Raw genomic sequence first — 16,205 nt, forward strand, 5'->3', positions numbered from 1 at the left:
CACGGCGATCGCGGTTCAATAAATCACGCGCCGTGAATTTATCTTGGGTTTATTAATTAACGGCCTTAACCGTTCCACTCTGGGGACAATGCTTTCACTCACGCTCAGTCATCCCAAACGAACGGCGCCGCACGCAATGCGCTTATTATCCTGATGGCGTTAAAAGGCGATGCGATATCAGTCGATTAAAGCGTCTTTTCGTACAAACGGTAGCGCTTATAAGGCACCGCGCCGATACGTTCTAAAATCGTCCGCATGCCGGTATTGGTTTCCAGGATCCAGGACATTTCCAGCGCGTCGATATTGCGCTTGGCGAACGGCTCGCGCAGCGCCTCAATCAACAGCAATGCAATAATCGGCCCGATGCGGCTGAATTGATATTCCTGGCGAACGCCCATCAGCGGCACGCGCGCGGTGCGAACGCCGCTGACTTTCAGCCGCCACAATAACTTCGCCCAACCGAACGGCAATAACCGCCCCTGCAGATCGGCAATCGCCTCATTAATGTTCGGCAACCCGACGATAAAGGCGCAGGGCGCGCCATCCACCTCGGCGATATGGATCATATCGTCGGGCACCAGGAACTTCAGCTGATCCCCCATGGTGGCGAACTCATGCTCGGTGAACGGAACAAACCCCCAGTTATGCTGCCACCCCGAGTTGAATACCTCGCGCAGCACCTGCATCTCCTCGCGAAAGCGCTTGCGGTTGAGGCGGCGAACGGTCACCTTTTTGCGCACCTGATCCATCATCCGGGTCAGCGACGGCGAAAAATGCAGGTCGGTTCTTTTCATCCAATAAGCAAGCAAATCAATCCCTTCGCTATACCCTTGCTGCGCTATCTGGGCCGCGTAGTAGGGTTTGGCATGGGTCATCAGGGCCGACGGCGGCGTGTCGAACCCTTCGACCAGCAGGCCGCTTTCCTGATTGATATTGAGGCTGAACGGCCCGGTGATTTTCCGCGTGCCCTTGGACCGCAACCACTCCTCCGCCGCCGTGAATAACGCGCTGAACACGGCGGGATCGTCAACGGCGTCGATCATGCCGAAGTGACCGGAATCTTCTCCGTGCAGCGCCCGGTGCAGAGAATCGATTTGCGCGGTGATGCGCCCGACGACCTTCCCCTGCTTTTTCGCCACCCACGCCTGCCATTCGATATGATCGGTGCCGGGATTCTTCTTTGACAGGTGCTCTTCGCGCTCTAAATACAGCGGCTCAATCCAGTTCGGGTCATCACGAAACAGTAACGAAGGGAAAGCAATAAATTCTTTAAGTTCGCGTTTATCCAGAACTTTCTCAATACGGATCATAAATAGCCTTACGTTTTAATAAAATAATTAAATATGAGCGCGACAACGCCTTTAGCATTTTTTATGCTGTTCTCTTTTATTGGATTGTGTATCGCCTCCGGTTCAACGATAAGAAAAACCGAATATTTCCCCCTGTGAACCAGCGCATTATTTGCCTATCACGCGCACTGAGGCAGCGTGATTAAACAAAAAAAGGAAAGCCCAAAGCGGCGCTGACATGCTACGCTATGCGTGCTCTTTTATTATTTAGTGCTATTTTGGCGAAAGAAACCCGCCGCTTTAAGTGTACCGACTTTAATCAGGAGGCGCGCCGCCATTTTTACCACTTAATGCTCTTTTTAAGAATCAACTTAAATGAGGCATTCACTTTTTGATTTCTTGCGGCATACTGTTTAGGAAGTGTTTAAGTTCGAAGATAGCCATGCATGAGGTCATAACCTATGAGCAGACAGGTATTTCCTGCCCGACAGATGCAGACTAAAGAACGGCGAACCTCGGGTATTACAATCACCTCTCGTATATCTCCAGGTCGCCGCTCAAGGCTGATAATGCAGGCCGCTCACGCGCTACCGGGTTAATAACCGGCGTGCCGCTCAAGTACGGCAATATACGCAATTCGCGGAATGAAGATGGTTGAATAACAAACTTATTCAAAACCTATTCATAGTAAAACATCAATTACCTCGCCAAGAGTGATTTAACTCTTTTGGTGATTTTTAATCTATGGCTAAGTTTGTCTATGTCTGAAACAAGTTCCGCTCATTCTCTTCCCATGCGCTATGCGGACTTCCCCACTTTAGTGGACGCGTTGGATTACGCGGCGCTCGGTAATACGGGAATGAATTTTTACGATCGGCGCAATCAACTCGTGACCGTTCTCGATTATCGCACGTTGCAGCAAAAAGCGATCTCGGGCGCGCGGCGTTTATTGTCCCTGAAGCTCAAGAAAGGCGATCGCGTGGCGCTTATCGCCGAAACCAGCGCGGGGTTCGTCGAAGCCTTTTTCGCTTGCCAATATGCCGGCCTGGTGGCGGTGCCGTTGGCGATCCCGATGGGCGTGGGCCAGCGCGACTCCTACACCGCCAAACTGAAAGGGCTGATCGCCAGCTGCAACCCGGCGGCTATCATCAGCAGCGAAGAGTGGACGCCGCTCATCGCCTCCGCCACGGAAAACGCGTCAGCGATGCACATCCTCAGCGACGCGGATTTCAACGCATTGCCGGAGCCGGAGATCGCGCTGCCGGCGCCTTCGCCCGACGATATCGCCTATCTCCAATACACTTCGGGCAGCACCCGCTTCCCGCGCGGCGTGATCATCACCCAGCGGGCGGCGATGGCGAACCTGAATGCGATCAGTCGCGACGGCATCAAGCTGCGCGCGGGCGATCGCTGCGTGTCGTGGCTGCCCTTCTATCACGATATGGGCCTGGTCGGTTTCCTGCTGACGCCGGTGGCGACCCAGCTGTCCGTCGATTATCTGCGCACGCAAGATTTCGCCATGCGCCCGATGCAGTGGCTGAAACTGATCGCCAAGAATCGCGGCACGGTGTCCGTCGCCCCGCCGTTCGGCTACGATCTGTGTCTGCGCCGCAGCAACGCCAAAGAGCTGGCCGATCTGGATCTCTCCAGTTGGCGGGTCGCCGGCGTAGGCGCCGAGCCGATCCCGGCCGAGCTGCTCAGCCAGTTTGGCGAACACTTCCGCAGCATCAACTTCGACAGCAAAGCCTTCATGCCGTGCTACGGGCTGGCCGAGAACACCCTGGCGGTGAGCTTTTCCGATCCTTGCTCCGGCCCGCAAACCAACGCGGTCGACCGCGATATTTTGGAGTACGAGGGTAAAGCGGTCGCGCCGGGCAAAAAAACCCGCGCCGTCTCGACCTTCGTCAACTGCGGCCGTGCGCTGCCTGGCCACCGCATCGAGATCCGCAGCGAAACCGGGCAACCGCTGCCGGAGCGCCAGGTCGGCCATATCACGATTTCCGGCCCCAGCCTGATGAACGGCTATTTTTGCGATGCTGAGTCCCAGCAGCAAATTCAGGTGACCGGCTGGATGGATACCGGCGATCTGGGCTACCTGCTGGACGGCTATCTGTACGTCACCGGCCGCAAGAAGGATTTGATCATCATTCGCGGCCGCAATATCTGGCCGCAGGATATCGAGTACGTCGCGGAATCCGAACCGGAAATACGTTCCGGCGATGCGATCGCCTTCGTGACCGAAGAACACGACGAAGCGGCCAGGATCATTTTGCAGATCCAATGCCGAGTCAGTTCGGAAGAGCGCCGGGAGCAGATCGTGCATTCCCTGAGCGCGCGCATTCAAAGCGAATTCGGCATCGCGGTGGACATCGAGCTGCTGCCGCCGCACAGCATTCCCCGCACGTCGTCGGGCAAACCCGCCCGCGCCGAAGCCAAGAAACGCTGGCTGAGCGCTTCGCTCTACCCGCAAATGCCGCAGTTGGCCGGTTTCGCGCAATGAGCGGCACCGTGGCGGTGACGGGCGCGACCGGCTTTATCGGCCGGCATATCGTCCGGGAACTGCTGGCGCAGGGGTTTAGCGTGCGCGCCCTGACGCGGCAAGCCGACAAAGCCGCCGCGGACAACCTGCAGTGGATCCCCGGCGCGCTGGAAGATCGGCCTTCGCTCACCGAACTGGTGCGCGGCGCCGAGTGCGTCGTGCACTGTGCGGGCCAGGTGCGCGGACATGCGGAAGCGGTGTTCACCCGCTGCAACGTGACCGGCAGCCTGAACCTGATGCAGGCGGCCAGGCAAAACGGCCGCTGCAATCGTTTCTTGTTCATGTCATCGCTGGCGGCGCGCCATCCGACGCTGTCCTGGTACGCCCATTCAAAACAGGCCGCCGAGCAGCAATTGATCGCCGCCTCGGGCGAGATCGCGCTGGGGATTTTCCGCCCGACGGCGGTCTACGGGCCGGGCGATAAAGAGCTGAAACCGCTGTTCAACGGCCTGCTGCGCGGCGTGCTGCCCCGGCTGGGCGCGCCTGACGCCAGGCTCTCTTTTCTGCACGTGAGCGATTTGGCGAAGGCGGTCGGCCAATGGTTATTGGCGCAGCCCGCGCAGTCGAATATTTACGAACTGTGCGACGGCGTGGCCGAAGGCTATGACTGGCTGCGCCTGCGGGACATCGGCGCCGCCGTGCGTCACGGGCCGGTGCGGCTGGTGGGCATTCCGCTGCCGCTGCTGAAAGCCCTGGCGGATATCAGCGTGCTGTGGAACCGCCTGATAAAACAGGAGCCGATGCTGACGCGCAGCAAAATACGCGAATTAACCCATCAAGACTGGTCCGCCAACAATCAGGCGCTGTCGCAACAGATTAATTGGTTTCCACAGGTGAGTTTGGAACGCGCGCTGCGTGAAGGGCTGTTTTAATTATTCCAAGTAGAGGTGTGTCAACGTTCTTATGCTAAATCGCGATGCTGTAATGGATTATATCCTGACGTGTTTGCAAGGTATCGTCGAAGGCGGAGTGGAAATAAAACCTGATAGCGATCTCGTCAATGATCTTGGCCTGGAATCCATCAGAGTCTTGGATCTGCTGATGATGCTGGAAGATGAATTAGATATCTCCATTCCGATCAATATATTGCTTGATGTCAGAACGCCTGAGCAACTGCTTGACGCGCTGCGCCCTTATCTGGAGAAAAACCATGGGACTGTATGATAAGTTTGTGCGGCTCGCGGGCGATCGCGAACAGTTTCAAACCTCCGGCCTGAATCCGTTCGGCACCTGCATCGACGAAGTCTATTCCGCCACTCAGGGGCGCATCGGCGATCAAAAGATTGTCCTCGCCGGCACCAATAACTACCTTGGCCTGACGTTCGATGCGCAGGCGATCGCCGCCGGCCAATCGGCCCTGGCCGCACTCGGCACCGGCACCACCGGCTCGCGCATGGCGAACGGCAGCTACGGATCGCACCTGGCGCTCGAACGGGAGCTGGCGGCATTCTTCGATCGCCCGAGCGCCATCGTGTTCTCCACCGGCTACACCGCCAACCTGGGCGTCATCAGCACGCTGGCGGGGCCGGGATCCGTGGTGTTGATCGACGCGGACAGCCACGCGAGCATTTACGACGCCTGCGCCCTCGGCGGCGCGGAGATTATTCGCTTTCGCCACAATGACGCCGCCGATCTGGAGCGCCGCATGGTGCGCCTGGGCGAACGCGCCCGCGAGGCGCTCATTATCGTGGAAGGCATCTACAGCATGCTGGGCGACGTCGCCCCGCTGGTGGAAATCGTCGATATCAAGCGGCGGCTCGGCGGGTATCTGCTGGTCGACGAAGCGCACTCCTTCGGCGTGATGGGCGAACACGGCCGCGGCCTGGCCGAAGCGCTGGGCGTCGAGCAAGACGTGGATATCATCATGGGCACCTTCAGCAAAAGCCTGGCTTCGATCGGCGGTTTCGCCGTCGGCGGCAAGGGGATGGACGTGCTGCGCTACAGCAGCCGGCCGTATATCTTTACCGCTTCGCCGTCGCCGTCCAGCATCGCGTCGGTGCGCACGGCGCTGCAAAAAATCGCGCGCCAACCCGAGCTGCGGGAAAAACTGTGGAGCAACGCGCACCGCCTGTATCACGGCCTCGCCGAGCTGGGCTATACCCTGGGGCCGCGCATCAGCCCGGTAGTGCCGGTGATGATCGGTTCGAAGGAGGACGGCCTGCGTTTCTGGCGTGAGCTGATCGCCCACGGCGTGTATGTGAATCTGGTGCTGCCGCCGGCCGCGCCGGCGGGCGTCACCCTGCTGCGCTGCAGCGTCAATGCCGCGCACAGCGATGAAGAGATAGACACCATCGTGCGCGCCTTTGCGGCGCTGAAAAAATAAAGCCTTCCCTCTCGGCCGCGGCGGCGGCGAAAACGCCATCGCCGCCCTGCCGAATCGCTGCGCACCTCAGTGCGCAGCCGGTGATGCCTCATCAGCCGAATAGCGATAACCCTGCGCCGCCATAAATTCCCCAATGGCTTTTTCCGCCGCCGAAAGCACCTCCTCGATCGGCCGATCGGCATCGAGATCCACGATGTCGGCGCCTTCGAAGGTCAATAACGGCGTGACGGCGATCTTCTTCTCCAGCGCCGCTTTGCGGTGATCGGGTTTACGGGCGCAGGCCACGTCCAGACTGACATTCAGCTTGAGCACCAGATCCGGTTTTTGCTTCGCCATCCACTGAAACGCCGCCCGCTCCCGCGCCGCCAGCCAACGGACGAAACGGCTGCCTTCGACATCGACGGGAAATACCGTGCCATCATAAGCGCCGGGGATTTGCGCCTGCGGAAAACGGTCGGTCAGCACGATGAACCCCTGCCGCCGAAACGCCAGCATGCGGCGAAACCGCAGCAGCCGCCGCCCCACGAAGGCGATGATCACCGCCGACGGCAACAGGCCGATGCGGGATTTCTTCGTTTTGACTTTTTTGGTATTGCTTTCGATAGCCTTGCCCACCGAGCGCCCGAGCAGCGGCAATTTCGCCGCCGCGCGCCCGACGTTGCCCGCCTGCTTGCCCAGATGCACCTGCACCGCCGGGCCATAATGTTTCACATATTCGATCAGATGTTCACAAACGGTGGACTTACCCGATCCGTCGCTGCCGATAACCGCAATCAGCGGCGGAAATTTTGCATTCATAATCAGACTCTCTTTCAATACACCAGAAACGGCATGCCCTATTTGAAACGAAATATCGCTCACGGCCGCGACGGCAGCGCGAAGATAATTGCCATAGCGCCGCGCCAAACCGCACAAAAGATTAAGCGAAAATGGAAAACCTCTGCTCTTTTTTCGCCGTGAGCCAGGCCGAAAGTTAACATAAAAAGCGAAACCGGCTCACGCCCGGCCAATTAGCACAAAATAACAAGAACGAACGCCATAAATATCAATTCAAATAACCAACTGGAATACCGAACCCATTATTTTATCGCGGCAAAGCACAATAAATATCTTGAACCCAAGGCGTATTGGAATACAATAGTTTTTTTCGCATTGGATTAATTATTGTGAGTCAGCAGATAAGACCTTCATCTGATCGCTCGCCCGTGCGCGTAATAGCGATAACCGGCTGTGACGGCTCGGGAAAATCCACCCTGGCCGCCAGTCTGGTCGAGGCCTTATCGGCGCAAGAACCTGCCGAACTGCTTTATCTCGGCCAGTCTTCCGGGCGTATCGGCGAATGGATCAGTTCGCTGCCGATTATTGGCGCGCCCTTCGGGCGTTATTTGCTGAAGAAATCGCAGCGCGTGCACGATCGCCCTGCTACGCCGCCGGATAATGCCACGGCGCTGGTGATCTTTTTACTTTCCTATTGGCGCGTTTTTAAATTCCGCCGCATGCTGAAGAAAAGTCGCCGCGGCGCATTGCTGATTACCGATCGTTATCCGCAGGCCGAAGTGGCGGGATTTCGTTTCGATGGCCCGCAGCTGGCGAAAACCGCCGGCGGCAATCGCTGGATACGCTGGCTGAGAAAACGCGAACAACGTCTGTACCACTGGATGGCGTCTTATCAGCCCTTATTATTAATTCGGTTGGATATTGACGAGCAAACGGCCTATTCACGCAAACCCGATCACTCGTTGGCGGCGTTGCGTGAAAAGATCGCCGTCATCCCGCACCTGACGTTTAACGGCGCTAACATATTGGATTTGGACGGCCGCGAGCCGGCCAAGCATATTTTCGATGCTTCGCTGCGCGCCGTTAAAATATCGCTGAGGGCCGCCAATGCCTAGCCGCCAAATAACCTTTTCGTACCGAAACAGATGAAAAAAAATAAACTCACTGCCGAGCAGGATACCTCTCACGGCTGCATCACCGGGCTGATTGCCGTGGTGGGCAGCGACGGCACGGGCAAGTCCACGCTGACCGCCGATCTGGTGAAAAACCTGCAGCAGCATCGCCCCACGGAGCGCCGCTATTTAGGGCTTATCTCCGGCGAAGACGGCGACAAAATCAAGAAATTGCCGTTCATCGGCGTGTGGCTGGAGCGGCGCCTGGCGGCCAAATCCGATAAAACCCAGCGCATGAGCAACAGGCCGCCGGCGCTGTGGGCGGCGCTGATCATGTACGGCTTTTCGCTGTGGCGCGCCGCCAACCTGCGCAAGGTGCGGCGGCTGGCGCAGAGCGGCGTGCTGGTGATCAGCGATCGCTACCCGCAGGCGGAAATTTCCGGTTTTTACTACGATGGGCCCGGTATCGGCGTGGAACGCGCAAAAGGCCGGCTATTGCGCCGCCTGGCGGCGCGCGAACGCCGTTTATATCAACGCATGGCCGTCTATCGGCCGGAGCTGATCATTCGCCTGGATATCGACGTCGATACGGCGTTTTCCCGCAAGCCCGATCACAGCTATGAAGAGCTGAAAGACAAGATTTCCGCCATGGTGCGCCTGCAGTACAACGGCGCGCGCATCATCGAGCTGGACGCCAGAGCCCCTTACGACGAGGTGCTGAGCAACGCGCTCAACGCCATTTCCGCCGTGGTGAACCCCGCGAAGCGCCCACAGAGCGACATCGGGCAACCCGGCGAAAACGCCGGCAAAGAAACTCAGGTTTATTAAAAAGAGACAGGGCAAGCGCATGAGTGCGGAACACAAGATGCACAAAAATAACGATGATGGCTGGTTTAAGTTATGAAACGATGGTTTTCCGATGGCGCGTTTCGTTCCATTTTACGTAATGCCGCCTATTTAGGCTCCGGCAGCGTCGCCAGCGCACTGCTTGGCCTGCTGGCGCTCTCCTGCGCCGGTAAAGGCATGTCGCCTGAAATGTTCGGCGTGCTGGTGGTGATCCAGGCCTATACCAAAGCGGTCAGCGATTTCATCAAATTCCAGACCTGGCAGTTTGTGGTGCAATTCGGCACCCCGGCGCTGGAGCATCAAAATACCGGGCGCTTCCGCGACGTCGTCGCGTTCTCCTTCGGCCTGGATATCGCCAGCGGCGTCATCGCCGTGCTGGGCGGCATGATCATGCTGCCGTTCTTGTCACACGCCCTGGGGCTGGACAGCGAAAGCTTCTGGCTCGCCATGCTGTACTGCACCCTGATCCCGTCGATGACCTCGTCCACGCCCACCGGCGTGCTGCGCGCCTTCAACCGCTTCGATCTCATCGCCATCCAGCAGGCGATCAAGCCGTTCCTGCAGGCGGTGGGCAGCGTCATCTCCTATTATTTCGATCTGGGGTTCCCCGGCTTTATCGTCACCTGGTACGCCTCTAACCTGATCGGCGGCACGCTGTTTTGGTGGTTCACCGCGCGCGAGCTGCGCCGTCGCGATATCCACGGCGCGCTGAGGCCGCGCCTGTTCAACGTCGCGCGCCGCATCGAGGGCGCCTGGAACTTCGTCTGGACCACCAACATCGCCCACACCATCTGGGCCGCGCGCAACTCCTGCACCACCGTGCTGGTGGGCGTGGTGCTCGGGCCGGCCGCCGCCGGGCTGTTCAAGATCGCCATGACCTTCTTCGATGCGACGGGCACCCCGGCCAAGCTGCTGGAGAAAAGCTTCTATCCCGAGATCATGCGTCTGGATCCGCGCACCAAGACCCCGTGGCTGCTGGGCCTGCGCTCTTCGCTGCTGGCCGGCGGCATCGGTCTGGCCGTCGCGGTGTTGATGTTGCTGGTGGGCAAGCCGCTTATTTCCGCGGTCTTCGGCCAGCAATACCTGGAAGCCTATGACCTGATTCAAATCATGCTGGGCGCGATCATCGTCTCGATGATGGGCTTCCCGCAGGAATCCTTGCTGTTTATGGCGGGCAAGCAGCGCGCTTTCCTGATCGCGCAGGCGACGGCCTCGGCGGCCTACATTGCGCTGCTGGTGTCGATGGCGTATGCCTTCGGCGTGCAGGGCGCCGCCTTCGCTTATTTACTGGGGCAATGTTTAGACGTGCTGTTATCCCTGATACCGACGATCGGCGCCTACCGCAATCGCTTTATGTTGGGGCTGAATGTGCCCAAAGAGAGTAATCAATGACCGCTAACACGAATTGGAAGAAGTTCTCCGCCGAAACCACCCAGGCGCTGTTTGTCGCCGTGGAAGAGGATGACCTGGTCGAGGCGAATATCAGCCTGCCGCAGCAGATCGATCTGAAATGCTCCCCCGAAAGCATTCGGGACAACTACGCGCTGTGCCTGCAGTTTTGGGAAGACGGCTTTTCCCGCCGCGAGCTGCTGCAACTGGTGAACGGTTTCCTGCAAGACCCGCAGTTGGCGGCGGCAACGCGCATGCGCTACAAATATATCCGCGCCCGCTATAAGCACCTGCGCTTCGCCCAGCAGCTGTACGGCGCGCCCCACCGCGCCAACCGCCTGTTCCACACCACCACCGTGGTGCTCGGCCATTTTCAGGACGCGTTTCGCAACGGCAACCAGAAGAACCTGACGCTTTACGGCAACCTGCTGCGGCTGCTGCTCAGCAAGCCGGTATGGTCTTACGTGCGCTATGCGCTGCGCCACACCCGCCTGGAAAGCGCACAGGGCTTTATCGCCTACCGCCAGGAGCAGATGCGCCAGCTGCAGACGCTGATCGCCGGCCCGGCGCTGACCGGGCATCAGTTCCACGACGTGCGCAAAATCGTCAGCCGCCAGGTATCGTTTTACGACACGCTGAGATCGATCGATCCGGACAACCGCGAGGCCCGGCAGATCTCGCGCTTCCTGGCGGCGATTAACGGCCTGATGGGCGACCGGCACGACGTGATGGTGGCGGACAAGCTGGCCGGCGGCGATATCTATGACCGGCCGGCGACGCTGGACATCGACATCCGCCAGCGCCTGGAGCTGCTGCTGGCGCGTTTTCCGCAGTCGTTTTCCCCGTCGGCCGTCGCGGCCGGCAGATAAGCGCGTTGCCCGTAGCCATGATGACGTTACCTCGCTTGCTGGCCCTTGCGCTGCTGCTGTCGCCGCTGGCGGCGCCGGCGCATAACTTCGTGCAGGGCCGGCCGGTGGCGCCGATCGCCATCGCCGATCGCGGCGAGCTGCTGCTGCGCAACGGCGATTTCAGCTACCGGCCATGGAACAGCGCAAAACTGGCGGGCAAGGTGCGGGTGATCCAGTACATCGCCGGGCGCACCTCCGCCAAAAAGAAGAACTCGCTGCTGATCAACGCCGTCAAGGACGCGAACCTGCCGGGCGACCGCTTCCAGCCCACCACCATCGTCAACACCGACGACGCGATACCGGGCTCCGGCTTCTTCGTGCGCGGCAAGATCGAGAAAAACAAGCGCCATTATCCCTGGGCGCAGTTCATCGTCGACAGCGACGGGCTGGGGCGCATGGCCTGGCGGCTGCCGGAGGAGAGCTCCACCATCGTAGTGCTGGACAAGGCCGGGCGCGTGCAGTGGGCGAAGGACGGCGCACTCACCCCGCAGGAAGTTGACCAGGTGATCGCCCTGCTGCGCGCGCTGATCGCGCAGGAGACGCCATGAAGCGCACGCCGCCGGGAGCCGATGACGCATGCCTTTGATTGAACGCTATATCACGGTTGAGATCCGCCGCCTGGTGATGATGATCGCCGGGTTTCTGATCTTCATGTTCGCCAGCTACTCCGCCCAGCGCTACCTGACCGACGCCGCCAACGGCACGCTGGCGCTGCGGGTGGTGGCCGACGTGGTTTTCTATAAGTCGCTGATTGCGCTGGAGATGATATTGCCCGTCGCGCTGTATGTCTCGGTGGCGGTGGCGCTAAGCCAGATGTACAGCGATGCGGAGATCACCGCCATGCTGGCCGCCGGCGCCAGCCCGCTGCGGCTGTACAAGGCGGTGCTGCTGCTCGCGGTGCCGCTGGCGATAGCGGTCACGCTGCTGTCGCTGTATGGCAGGCCCTGGGCGTACGCCAATATTTATCAACTGCAACAACAGTCGCAATCGGTGCTGGACGTGAGCCACCTGCAGGCCGACAAATTCAACGTCAGCGGCAACGGCCGCATGATCCTCGCCAATCACGTCGACAAAACGGCCAACCACCTGACGGACGCCCTGATTTATGTGCGCGGCGGCCATCACACCAACCTGTACCGCGCGCAGTCGGTGGAAGTGCTCGACGCCTCCCCCGCCAGCCCCGCCGTGCGGCTGAAAACCGGCACCGCCTATGTGCTGGATCGCCAGGGTGCCGACGACAACGGCCAGAATTACGACAACTTTGACATCGCGCTCAAACCGTTCGTGCCCAGCGCCGAGAGCCGGCACAAGTCGGCCTCGCCGGCGGAACTGGCGCGCTCCGCCGATCCGGGCGATGCCGCTGAACTGCAATGGCGCGAGAGCCGCGGGCTGACCACCGTGCTGATGGTGCTGCTGGCGATCCCCTTGAGCCGCATCAAGCCGCGACAGGGGCGCTACGCCGCGCTGCTGCCCCTGACGGTGCTGTTTACCGTGATTTTCTATGGCGGCAACATTTGCCGCACGCTGGTGGCCAACGGCTCTCTGCCAACGATCCCCGGCGTTTGGCTGGTGCCGATAGCGATGGCTGTCGGCATCGCCCTGCTGCTGGCGCGCGACTTATCCCTGCTGCGGAAACCCTCCCGATGACTATTTTTAGCCGCTACCTAATGCGCAACGTGTTCATCGGCTTCGCCGCCGCGGCCGGGCTGCTCATCCCGCTGTTCACCACCTTCACGCTGATCAACGAGCTGGAGGACGTCACTCCGGGCGGCTACCGCTGGCAGCAGGCGCTGCTGGTGACCGTGATGACGCTGCCGCGCAGCCTGGTCGACTTGGGGCCGTTTATCGCGCTGCTCGGCGGCATCGTCGGGCTGGGGCAGCTGTCGAAAACTCTGGAGCTGACGGCGATCCGTTCCGCCGGGATGTCGATATTCCGCATCGCGCTGGTGATGCTCGCCGCCGGGCTGCTGATGAACCTCTCGCTCGGCGCCCTCGATGAATGGGCCGCTTCGCCGCTGCAGCAACGCGCGCTGCAGATGAAGAACAACGCGCTGGCGCAGTCGAACAGTAACGACGTCACCGTTAACCCGCTGTGGGCGCGGCGCGGCAACGAGTTTGTGACGGTCAAAACCGTCGATGAGAACGACCAGCCCCACGGCATAGAGATCTTCCGTTATCAGGCCAACCGCGCGCTGGAATCTTACATTTACGCCGACAGCGCCAACACCGCCGCCGACGGCAACTGGCTGCTGCATAACGTGATGCAGAAAAGCTGGCAAGGCAGAAAGGAGACGATTGCGCGGCAAGACAGCCTGCTCTGGCGCTCGCTGTTCGCCGTGCCGAGCCTGAAAGAGCTGACCCTGCCGGCGGGCAGTTTCTCGCTCCAACAGCTGGATCGCTATATCGATTATCTGCAGGGCTCTGGGCAACCCAGCACCGAATACCGCCTGGCGCTGTGGAAAAAACTCGGCCAGCCTCTGCTGGTGCTGGCGATGATTTTGCTGGCCATCCCGTTTACCTTCACCGCCCCACGTGCGCCCGGCATGGGCAGCCGATTAGCGCTCGGCGTCATCATTGGGCTGCTGACCTACATCGCTTACCAGATCGTCCTCAATCTGGGGTTGCTGTTCGCCCTCAACGCGCCCTTCACCGCCCTCGCTCCGCCCCTGTTGCTCCTGGCGTTGGCGCTGGCGCTGGTTCATCGGTTTGATCGGCGGGGTTAGGCATTTTCCGAGGTTGATAAGGGATAAGAAGAGAATCGCAATTTCCATTCCAGAGAAAACATCACGCGCTCACCTGATCAGCGATTTTTAAGGATGTTAGTTAATGGCAAAGATAGCTGTTTGTATACTGACCTTTAACTCCTCTCGTTTATTGCACGAGGTGCTTTCTCCACTCATGGGCATTGCGGACGAGTGGATTGTGGTTGACTCCGGCAGTACGGATAAAACGCTGTCTATTTGCCAAAGCTTTGGAATAAACCCTATTTACCATCGTTTCGAAACGCATGGACGGCAAATGAACTTTGCGATTTCTCAATCTCACCATGATTGGGTACTGTGCCTGGACAGCGACGAAATCCTTGATGCGGAAACCATAGCGTCCATTTTAACATTCAAATCGCAGGCAAACCCGCCACCACAGCAAGCCTATAGAATAAAAAGGAATTGGTTTGTACTCGGACAGCCAGTCAGAACGATTTATCCCATCTCCTCACCGGACTACCCCGTTCGACTGTTCAATAGAACACAGGTCAGGTTCAATGATGCTCCGGTAGATGATGCCGCTGAAGGCTATATTCAGACGTCGGTCATTCCCGGCAATGTTAAGCACGATACTTTTTATTCTCTCCATGAAATACTCAATAAGCTCAATAGCTATACGACAAGGGTAGTAAAATACAGAGACATTAGGCCCTCAATATTTCGTGGCGTCGTTAGCGCGATCGGCGCATTTTTTAAATGGTACATACTGAGCGGGGCATGGAAGGAAGGCAAAGTCGGCGCCGTCACTGGGTTTTATGCCGTGGCCTACAGTTTCCTGAAGTATTTTAAATCCTGGTATGGCAAAGATTGATAACGTTAAGGACAGAAACAGGGGTTGAATGGCAACCGCCATCCACCCCTGCTTGCCCAGCCGACGTTAACGCAACTCCTTCGCTATCGCGCTAAACATCAGCGATGCTTCCAGCGGTTGCGCGCTGAAAGAAGGCTCCGCCTGCGGCCAGGTAGACCACTGGACGATCACCAGATTCTCCGCCTGATTGACCATGATCATCTGGCCGAAGATCCCCAGCGCCCACAGGGAATGCTTGAGGGACGCCTGCGGAGCGGGTTCTACGTTAGTCGCATTCATTGGCACTTCGTTGTTCCACCACTGGTAGCCGTAAATGCCGTTGGGATGCGCCGCCGACACCGAGCCCGCCGCCCGCGTCCAGTTGGACGACTGGGCTACCCAATCTTCCGGCAAGATCTGTTTGCCGTTCGGCAACGTCCCGTTATGCAGAATGAACTCACCGAAGCGCCCCCAGTCTTCCAGCGTGGCGTTGAAGCCGTGCGCGCCCACGTCGTGCTGGCCTTTGGCGTAGGCATGCCACACGCCGTCGCTCGCCATGCCGTACGGCTGCCAGATGCTTTGCTGCAGATAGGCCGCCAGCGGCATGCCGGTGGCGCGTTCCAATACGTCGCCCAGCAGCCACGCGCCGCCGGAGGAGTAAGACCAGTTCTGCCCGGCCGGGTGCGCGCGGTGCAAACCGGCCACCAGCTTGCGCACGCAGGCATAGGTGCCGGGTTTGGCTTCACACTCGGTCAGCTGCGCGAAGTCCGATTTCGGGTTGGTGTAATCCTCATTCCACGCCACGCCGGAGGTATGGGTGATCAGCTGCCTGAGGGTCACGCCATCCCACGCGGTGCCTTTCAGATCGGGTTCGTATTGCGTGATGAGATCGTCGAGCGAGCGGATCTTGCCCTGTTTAATCGCCACGCCCACCAGCGTGGCGACCACGGATTTGCCCACCGAGCGCGACGTCCACAGGGTGGCGTCGGTATTACCCTCCCCCAGATATTTCCAGGCGATTTTGCCGTCTTTCAATACCAGCATGCCGCTGACGTTCTGGCGCTGCAGGTAATCCTGCAGGTGGTAGGTTTTGCCATTCACCCGATAGCTGGCGTCCGTTAGCTGTTTAGCGGCAGCCGGCAGCGGCGCAGCGTTGCCGTGGTGAAACACGTCCCCGGCATAGTTGCGGTAGTCGTTACGAAAACCGATCACCCGGTCGCTCTGGCTCCAGGTGAGCATCTTGTGCGTGTCCGGCAATTGCGCATCGAAAGGCGCGGGACAGGCGCTGAGTTCGGTGCCCGCACAGGCGGCCAGCGCGGCGGGCGCCAGCAGGCCGCTGCAGAGACTGATGACAACGCCCGCCAGCAGGCTGCGGTTAAACACTTTGCTTTTCATATTTTTTCTCGCTTAGCTCAGGAAGGCGTTCAGCTTAAAAAAACGCGGCCTATAATAAAAAACGCCTGATGG

At 59.2% G+C, this 16,205-nt stretch carries 15 protein-coding genes; 12 read left to right on the forward strand and 3 right to left on the reverse strand.

The window, feature by feature from the left end:
• Positions 1–185: 185 nt before the first annotated feature.
• Positions 186–1,310, reverse strand: a complete 1,125-nt coding sequence (locus ACSBQS_RS12315) for a DNA-binding protein (protein ID WP_033643760.1) — start codon at positions 1,308–1,310, stop codon at positions 186–188.
• Positions 1,311–2,049: 739 nt separating this feature from the next.
• On the opposite strand from ACSBQS_RS12315, the gene ACSBQS_RS12320 reads away from it, so the two are divergent.
• From ACSBQS_RS12320 to spt, 4 genes are read left to right on the forward strand one after another with little or no spacing between them, the layout of a single operon-like run.
• Positions 2,050–3,789 carry a fatty acyl-AMP ligase gene (locus ACSBQS_RS12320; RefSeq protein WP_434990640.1) on the forward strand — a complete coding sequence of 580 codons (1,740 nt, stop codon included), beginning with the start codon at positions 2,050–2,052 and terminating at the stop codon, positions 3,787–3,789.
• Positions 3,786–4,700: an NAD-dependent epimerase/dehydratase family protein gene (locus ACSBQS_RS12325; RefSeq protein ID WP_089197230.1), complete on the forward strand. Its 915-nt coding sequence runs from the start codon at positions 3,786–3,788 to the stop codon at positions 4,698–4,700. The genes ACSBQS_RS12320 and ACSBQS_RS12325 overlap by 4 nt, the downstream gene beginning before the upstream one ends.
• Positions 4,701–4,731: 31 nt before the next feature.
• Complete coding sequence (locus ACSBQS_RS12330; RefSeq protein ID WP_015378483.1) at positions 4,732–4,992, forward strand: acyl carrier protein; 261 nt, start codon at positions 4,732–4,734, stop codon at positions 4,990–4,992.
• Positions 4,979–6,151 (forward strand): serine palmitoyltransferase, encoded by a 1,173-nt coding sequence (gene spt / locus ACSBQS_RS12335; protein WP_197665985.1) that lies wholly within the window; start codon positions 4,979–4,981, stop codon positions 6,149–6,151. The genes ACSBQS_RS12330 and spt overlap by 14 nt, the downstream gene beginning before the upstream one ends.
• A 66-nt stretch (positions 6,152–6,217) precedes the next feature.
• On the opposite strand, the gene ACSBQS_RS12340 is transcribed toward spt, so the two are convergent.
• Entirely contained in the window at positions 6,218–6,949 is a 732-nt protein-coding gene (locus tag ACSBQS_RS12340) for an ATP-binding protein (RefSeq protein ID WP_096242419.1), read from the reverse strand.
• Between the two features lie 368 nt (positions 6,950–7,317).
• Between ACSBQS_RS12340 and ACSBQS_RS12345 the strand changes: the two genes are divergently transcribed.
• The 8 genes from ACSBQS_RS12345 to ACSBQS_RS12380 all read left to right on the forward strand — a co-directional run bounded on the left by ACSBQS_RS12345 (position 7,318) and on the right by ACSBQS_RS12380 (position 14,759).
• Positions 7,318–8,043: a lipoprotein gene (locus tag ACSBQS_RS12345; protein WP_033643765.1), complete on the forward strand. Its 726-nt coding sequence runs from the start codon at positions 7,318–7,320 to the stop codon at positions 8,041–8,043.
• A gap of 30 nt (positions 8,044–8,073) precedes the next feature.
• Positions 8,074–8,868, forward strand: a complete 795-nt coding sequence (locus tag ACSBQS_RS12350) for a hypothetical protein (protein ID WP_206359639.1) — start codon at positions 8,074–8,076, stop codon at positions 8,866–8,868.
• Between the two features lie 72 nt (positions 8,869–8,940).
• On the forward strand, positions 8,941–10,278 hold the full coding sequence (locus ACSBQS_RS12355) for a lipopolysaccharide biosynthesis protein (protein WP_004935553.1): 1,338 nt from the start codon (positions 8,941–8,943) through the stop codon (positions 10,276–10,278).
• Complete coding sequence (locus ACSBQS_RS12360; RefSeq protein ID WP_342163558.1) at positions 10,275–11,144, forward strand: hypothetical protein; 870 nt, start codon at positions 10,275–10,277, stop codon at positions 11,142–11,144. Before ACSBQS_RS12355 ends, ACSBQS_RS12360 begins: the two co-directional genes overlap by 4 nt.
• A gap of 20 nt (positions 11,145–11,164) precedes the next feature.
• Entirely contained in the window at positions 11,165–11,731 is a 567-nt protein-coding gene (locus ACSBQS_RS12365; RefSeq protein ID WP_033651912.1) for a YtfJ family protein, read from the forward strand.
• 28 nt (positions 11,732–11,759) lie between these two features.
• A complete protein-coding gene (lptF, locus tag ACSBQS_RS12370; protein WP_069100312.1) occupies positions 11,760–12,830 on the forward strand; it encodes an LPS export ABC transporter permease LptF in 1,071 nt (356 codons plus the stop codon).
• Complete coding sequence (lptG, locus tag ACSBQS_RS12375; RefSeq protein ID WP_342163561.1) at positions 12,827–13,906, forward strand: LPS export ABC transporter permease LptG; 1,080 nt, start codon at positions 12,827–12,829, stop codon at positions 13,904–13,906. Before lptF ends, lptG begins: the two co-directional genes overlap by 4 nt.
• A gap of 103 nt (positions 13,907–14,009) precedes the next feature.
• Positions 14,010–14,759: a glycosyltransferase family 2 protein gene (locus tag ACSBQS_RS12380; protein WP_096242424.1), complete on the forward strand. Its 750-nt coding sequence runs from the start codon at positions 14,010–14,012 to the stop codon at positions 14,757–14,759.
• A 66-nt stretch (positions 14,760–14,825) separates the two neighbouring features.
• Here ACSBQS_RS12380 and ACSBQS_RS12385 read toward each other — a convergent pair whose 3' ends face one another.
• Positions 14,826–16,133, reverse strand: coding sequence for a serine hydrolase domain-containing protein (locus ACSBQS_RS12385; protein ID WP_434990647.1), 1,308 nt, complete (start codon positions 16,131–16,133; stop codon positions 14,826–14,828).
• Between the last annotated feature and the right edge of the window lie 72 nt (positions 16,134–16,205).

The organism is Serratia sp. H402Y, assembly GCF_051172415.1.
Taxonomy (GTDB): Bacteria; Pseudomonadota; Gammaproteobacteria; order Enterobacterales; family Enterobacteriaceae; genus Serratia; species Serratia ureilytica.

Bases quoted from the DNA above. Each gene is read 5' to 3' on its own strand.
- ACSBQS_RS12315 (WP_033643760.1), bottom strand. From the start codon at position 1,310: ATGATCCGTATTGAGAAAGTTCTGGATAAACGCGAACTTAAAGAATTT.
- ACSBQS_RS12320 (WP_434990640.1), top strand. From the start codon at position 2,050: ATGTCTGAAACAAGTTCCGCTCATTCTCTTCCCATGCGCTATGCGGAC.
- ACSBQS_RS12325 (WP_089197230.1), top strand. From the start codon at position 3,786: ATGAGCGGCACCGTGGCGGTGACGGGCGCGACCGGCTTTATCGGCCGG.
- ACSBQS_RS12330 (WP_015378483.1), top strand. From the start codon at position 4,732: ATGCTAAATCGCGATGCTGTAATGGATTATATCCTGACGTGTTTGCAA.
- spt (WP_197665985.1), top strand. From the start codon at position 4,979: ATGGGACTGTATGATAAGTTTGTGCGGCTCGCGGGCGATCGCGAACAG.
- ACSBQS_RS12340 (WP_096242419.1), bottom strand. From the start codon at position 6,949: ATGAATGCAAAATTTCCGCCGCTGATTGCGGTTATCGGCAGCGACGGA.
- ACSBQS_RS12350 (WP_206359639.1), top strand. From the start codon at position 8,074: ATGAAAAAAAATAAACTCACTGCCGAGCAGGATACCTCTCACGGCTGC.
- ACSBQS_RS12355 (WP_004935553.1), top strand. From the start codon at position 8,941: ATGAAACGATGGTTTTCCGATGGCGCGTTTCGTTCCATTTTACGTAAT.
- ACSBQS_RS12360 (WP_342163558.1), top strand. From the start codon at position 10,275: ATGACCGCTAACACGAATTGGAAGAAGTTCTCCGCCGAAACCACCCAG.
- ACSBQS_RS12365 (WP_033651912.1), top strand. From the start codon at position 11,165: ATGACGTTACCTCGCTTGCTGGCCCTTGCGCTGCTGCTGTCGCCGCTG.
- lptF (WP_069100312.1), top strand. From the start codon at position 11,760: ATGCCTTTGATTGAACGCTATATCACGGTTGAGATCCGCCGCCTGGTG.
- lptG (WP_342163561.1), top strand. From the start codon at position 12,827: ATGACTATTTTTAGCCGCTACCTAATGCGCAACGTGTTCATCGGCTTC.
- ACSBQS_RS12380 (WP_096242424.1), top strand. From the start codon at position 14,010: ATGGCAAAGATAGCTGTTTGTATACTGACCTTTAACTCCTCTCGTTTA.
- ACSBQS_RS12385 (WP_434990647.1), bottom strand. From the start codon at position 16,133: ATGAAAAGCAAAGTGTTTAACCGCAGCCTGCTGGCGGGCGTTGTCATC.